This is a genomic window from Mycobacterium sp. TH-M15, assembly GCF_057473705.1.
Genome location: NZ_JBYCLB010000104.1, coordinates 1 through 4,837, shown reverse-complemented (window position 1 = coordinate 4,837; position 4,837 = coordinate 1). Strand labels below are relative to the sequence as shown.

5 protein-coding genes are annotated in these 4,837 nt (G+C 71.9%); 3 read left to right on the top strand and 2 right to left on the bottom strand.

The window, feature by feature from the left end; all coding sequences use genetic code 11:
• Together AC2VNT_RS02635 and AC2VNT_RS02630 are read left to right on the top strand one after the other, a co-directional pair.
• On the top strand, window positions 1–652 hold a 652-nt coding region (locus tag AC2VNT_RS02635; RefSeq protein ID WP_486945377.1), incomplete at its 5' end, for an AMP-binding enzyme.
• Between the two features lie 58 nt (window positions 653–710).
• Window positions 711–1,001, top strand: a complete 291-nt coding sequence (locus AC2VNT_RS02630) for a hypothetical protein (protein ID WP_486945376.1) — start codon at window positions 711–713, stop codon at window positions 999–1,001.
• 10 nt (window positions 1,002–1,011) lie between these two features.
• Here AC2VNT_RS02630 and dapD read toward each other — a convergent pair whose 3' ends face one another.
• Entirely contained in the window at window positions 1,012–1,965 is a 954-nt protein-coding gene (dapD, locus tag AC2VNT_RS02625; protein WP_486945378.1) for a 2,3,4,5-tetrahydropyridine-2,6-dicarboxylate N-succinyltransferase, read from the bottom strand.
• A 27-nt stretch (window positions 1,966–1,992) separates the two neighbouring features.
• Between dapD and dapE the strand changes: the two genes are divergently transcribed.
• On the top strand, window positions 1,993–3,069 hold the full coding sequence (gene dapE / locus AC2VNT_RS02620; RefSeq protein ID WP_486945375.1) for a succinyl-diaminopimelate desuccinylase: 1,077 nt from the start codon (window positions 1,993–1,995) through the stop codon (window positions 3,067–3,069).
• 15 nt (window positions 3,070–3,084) lie between these two features.
• Here dapE and AC2VNT_RS02615 read toward each other — a convergent pair.
• Window positions 3,085–4,837 (bottom strand): cellulase family glycosylhydrolase (locus tag AC2VNT_RS02615; RefSeq protein WP_486945374.1); only part of this gene is annotated, 1,753 nt, incomplete at its 5' end.

Sequence of the window (4,837 nt, the reverse complement as noted above, 5' to 3'; positions counted from 1 at the left end):
GCCGGTCTTCGCCCGGCTGGCCGAGCTCACCGGCCACCCGCCGGGGGTGGGTTCCGGCTGTACGGAATCGCTGATCACCGTGAGCACCCGGGCCGGCGGTGAGCGCCGGCCCGGCTGGGTGGGGCTGCCGCTGGCCGGGGTGCAGACCCGGCTGGTGCACGAAGACGGCTCGCCGGTGCCGCACGACGGCGAGACCATCGGTCGACTGCAGGTCCGCGGACCGACGCTGTTCAACGGCTATCTGAACCGGCCGGACGCCACCGCCGACGCGTTCGACGCGGACGGCTGGTACCGCACCGGCGACGTGGCGGTGGTCGACGGCGACGCCATGCATCGCATCGTCGGCCGCGAGTCGGTGGACCTGATCAAGACCGGCGGCTTCCGGGTCGGCGCCGGCGAGATCGAGACGGCGCTGCTCGGGCATCCGGGAGTCGCCGAGGCGGCCGTCGTCGGGCTGCCGGACGACGACCTGGGCCAGCGGATCGTCGCGTTCGTCGTCGGCTCCGACGACATCGCGGCCCGGCCGGAGACGCTGATCGACTATGTCGGGCAACAACTCTCCGCGCACAAACGCCCGCGCGAGGTGCGGGTGGTCGACGCGCTGCCACGCAACGCGATGGGCAAGGTCCTGAAAAAGGAGCTGCTGACGTAAGCTCCCTGCTGACCGCGGCGTCGGCCCCGGGCGGCGCGACGGCAGAAGGGACTCTCCGATGAAGCGACTCAGCCACGCCATCGTCGCCGGCTTGGCCTGCGTGGCGCTGCTGCTGGGCGGCTGCTCGGTGATCGACAAGGCCACCAACAAGGGCGGCGACACCACCTGCAAACAGTTCAAGGCCATGGACGAGGCCAAGCGGGATGAGGTGATCGGCAAGATGCTGACGGACCGCAACGACGGCAAGGAAGCCGCCAACGGGCAGATCACCCTGACCCGCGGCGCGGTGGACGTCTACTGCAAGATCCTCGGCAAGGAGAGCACCAAGATCAGCGAGTCCGGGCTCTGAGCGGACGCGCTCAGTTGGCGTGCAGGTCCTCGTTGAGCGCGATACCCCGACCGTCCCGGGCCACCACCTCGACCGCCCCGGTCACCGAGTTGCGCCGGAACAGCAGGTTGCTGCGGCCGGCCAGCTCCCGGGCTCTGACCGCCGACCGGTCGGGCATGACGACCTTGGTGCCGGCGGTGACGTAGAGGCCGGCTTCGACCACGCAGTCGTCACCGAGCGGGATGCCCAGCCCGGAATTCGCCCCGAGTAGGCAGTGCTTGCCGAGCGAGATCACTTGTGTCCCACCGCCGGAGAGGGTGCCCATGATCGACGCGCCGCCGCCGACGTCGGAGCCGTCGCCGACCACCACCCCCGCCGAGACGCGGCCCTCGATCATCGAGGCGCCCAGGGTGCCGGCGTTGAAGTTGACGAATCCCTCGTGCATCACGGTGGTGCCGGATGCCAGGTGGGCGCCGAGGCGTACCCGGTCCGCGTCGGCGATGCGCACCCCGGACGGCAGCACGTAGTCGACCATCCGCGGGAACTTGTCCACCCCGTAGACGGTCACCGGCCCGCGGCGGCGCAACCGGGCGCGCACCGTCTCGAAGCCGTCCACCGCGCACGGCCCGTGGTTGGTCCAGACCACGTTGGTCAGCACCCCGAACAACCCGTCGGCGTTCAGCCCGTGCGGGGCGATCAGCCGGTGCGACAGCAGGTGCAGCCGCAGGTAGGCGTCGTAGGCGTCGGCGGCCTTGCCCGCCAGCGCGCCGATCACGGTGCGCACCACCACCGTCTCGGTGCCGCGGTCCTCGTCACGGCCGGCCAGCGCGGCCAGCTCCGCGGGCGCGTCGGCACTCGAGAGCCGGCTGGTCCCGGCGTCGCCGCCGTCGGTCAGTTCCGGTGCCGGAAACCAGGTGTCGAGCACCGACCCGTCGGCCGCCAGCGTCGCTACCCCGATACCCGATGCTCCAGTCACGCCGGTCAGGCTACCGTCCCCGCTAGGCTGGGCTGCGTGTTGGACCTGCGTGGCGACCCGATCGCCCTGACCGCGGCGCTGGTCGACATCCCCAGCGAATCCCGGCACGAGGCGCGCATCGCCGACGCGGTGGAAGCCGCGCTGCGGGCCCAGACCGGCGGATTCGAGGTCGTCCGCAACGGCGACGCGGTGCTGGCCCGCACCCGGTTGGGCCGGCCGTCGCGGGTGCTGCTCGCCGGTCACCTGGACACCGTCCCGGCGGCCGACAACCTGCCCAGCCGCCGCTCGGTCGGAGCTGACGGCGATCTGCTGCACGGCTGCGGCACCGTCGACATGAAGTCCGGGCTGGCGGTCTTCCTGCACCTGGCCGCCACCGTCGTCGAACCCGCGCATGACCTGACGCTGGTGTGCTACGACTGCGAGGAGATCGAGGCGACCGCCAACGGCCTGGGCCGCATCGAGCGCGAGCTGCCGGCGTGGCTGGACGCCGACCTGGCGGTGCTCGGCGAGCCGACCGGCGGCTACATCGAGGCGGGCTGTCAGGGCACGCTGCGGGTGGTGGTGCGCGCCACCGGAGTCCGGGCGCACTCGGCCCGGGCTTGGATGGGCGAGAACGCCATCCACAAACTGGCGCCGGTGCTCGACCGGCTGGCGGGCTACGCGTCGCGCGACGTCGAGATCGACGGCTGCGTCTACCGCGAGGGGCTCTCCGCGGTCCGCGTCGACGGCGGGGTGGCCGGCAACGTCATCCCGGACGCGGCGTCGGTGACCGTCAACTACCGGTTCGCCCCGGACCGGTCGGTGACCGAGGCGCTGGCGCACGTGCGCCAGGTGTTCGCCGGGCTGGACGTGACGATCGAGCAGACCGACGCCGCCGCCGGCGCGCTGCCCGGGCTGTCGCGGCCGGCCGCCAGGGCGCTGGTCGACGCGGCCGGCGGGCAGGTGCGCGCCAAGTACGGCTGGACCGACGTCGCCCGGCTGGCCGCCCGCGGGGTGCCGGCGGTGAACTACGGCCCCGGCGATCCGAGCCTGGCGCACCGGGCCGACGAGCGGGTTCCGGTCACCCAGATCACCGCGGTGGCCGAGGCGCTGCGGGGCTATCTCGGCGGATGATGCGCCCCGACCGGCTCACGAGGCCGGCCCGGCCGGGGTCACCACGACGGTGACGGTATCCGCATCGCCGTCCGAAGCGATGACCAGCTCCGGGGCGTTGGGAGCGGAGACCACCTGCCCGCCGGTGACGTCGACCTGGTAGCCGTCCGGGTACTGGATCTGCGGCACCGCAATGTCGGTCTGCGAGCCGGCCGGGAAGTGGGCCAGCCCGGAGGCCATCTCGGTGGAGTAGCTCAGCTGGAAGGTGTGGTCGTCGAACGACCAGGATTCCGGCGTGCCGGCGATCGACTGCGGGTACGGCTCGGCGAGGATCTCCAGATGCGCGGTGTTCACGTTGTCGCCGGTCGGCGGGAGGTGGGGGTTGTGGACCAGCCACTCGGTTGCCGGACTACCGGTTATGTCGCCCTGGCCGGTGAAGGCCCACTCCATCCAGCCCGTCTCGGTGTGGTCGGCGGACTTCATCGGGTCGGCCGGCGGCACGCCGAACTCGTCCATCAAATCCGGGATGTCGTGCGCGGTCGCATACGCCTCGGCGCGGCTTGCGAAGAGGTCGCTGGTGAATCCGCAGGGGATCTGGATGCCGAGTGGGTCGCAGTAGTTGTGGAACGCGAAGACCGTGTGCGGTTGATCCACCGTGCCCAGGCTGGTGGGGAACAGCCCCTCCTCGGTGACGGTGGTCGGCTCGAAAAGCACCGGCGTGTTCGGGTCGACCGCCCTGATCGCCGACGCCACCTGGTCGTAGAAGGGGGTCAGCTCCTGCGCGCCGAAGTGCGGGTCGCCGAGCGCCGTCGGGATCTCCATCGAGCCGGCGCCCGGTTCGTTCATGATCTCGAAGCCGGCCACATCCGGGTTGCCCTTGAAGTAGTTGGCGACGTGTTCCCACATCTGCGCGTAGTCGTTCTCCAGCCCGGACCCGTTGGGGGCGTCGGCGTTCGACCAGAACGCATCCCAGGCGTGATTCTCCGCGGGATCGAGGAAGTAGTTGTCCGACCAGCCGAAGTTGATGTTGGGCGCGCCGCCGGTCTGCACCGCCCACGCCGGGGCGCCCTCGCCCTGGAACGCGCTGGCGTAGGAGTCTTGGTGCATGTCGAGGATGACGTAGATGTGGTGCTCTGCCAGGGTCTGCACGGTCTGGGCGATCGAGGCCAGGTAGGCGTCGTTGAAGACTCCGGGCTCGGGCTCCACCGCCTCCCAGATGATGCCCAGCCGCACCGCGTTGAATCCGTTGGCAGCCAGGAACGCCGCGTCGCTGTCGCCGAATCCGTCGGCGGCCGGCTCGAACGGCGCTATCTTGTACACCTCGTTGAGCCCGTGCAGGATGACCACCTTTCCGGCGCTGTCGGTGAACCAGGTTCCGGTGGTGGAGAGTCCTCCGGTGCCGGTGTCGACCCCGGTCAGCGTGTCGGCGTCACCGACCGCGCCGTGGCTGCCCAGCAGACCGCCGTTGCCGCCGGCTCCGCCGAGGGCGGGCAGGCCGGTGCTGCCCACCCCGCTCTCCCCGGCATCGCCACCGTTCCCGCCGCTGTCGAATGCCCCGGTGCCCGCGCCCCCGTCGCCGCCGGCGCCACCGGCAGCATCGACGGCCCCGTCGCCGCCGGCACCTCGGGTGCCGCCGACACCGAACAACACACCGGGCGCGTCACCGCCGATGCCACCGGCGCCGCCGGTGCCGCCGGCGAGGCCGGCAACCCCGGCGCCGCCGGCGCCGCCGGTGCCGCCGATGCCCATCAACCACCCGCCGGCACCCCCGTCGCCGCCGTCCACCCCG

Bases quoted from the DNA above. Each gene is read 5' to 3' on its own strand.
- AC2VNT_RS02630 (WP_486945376.1), top strand. From the start codon at position 711: ATGAAGCGACTCAGCCACGCCATCGTCGCCGGCTTGGCCTGCGTGGCG.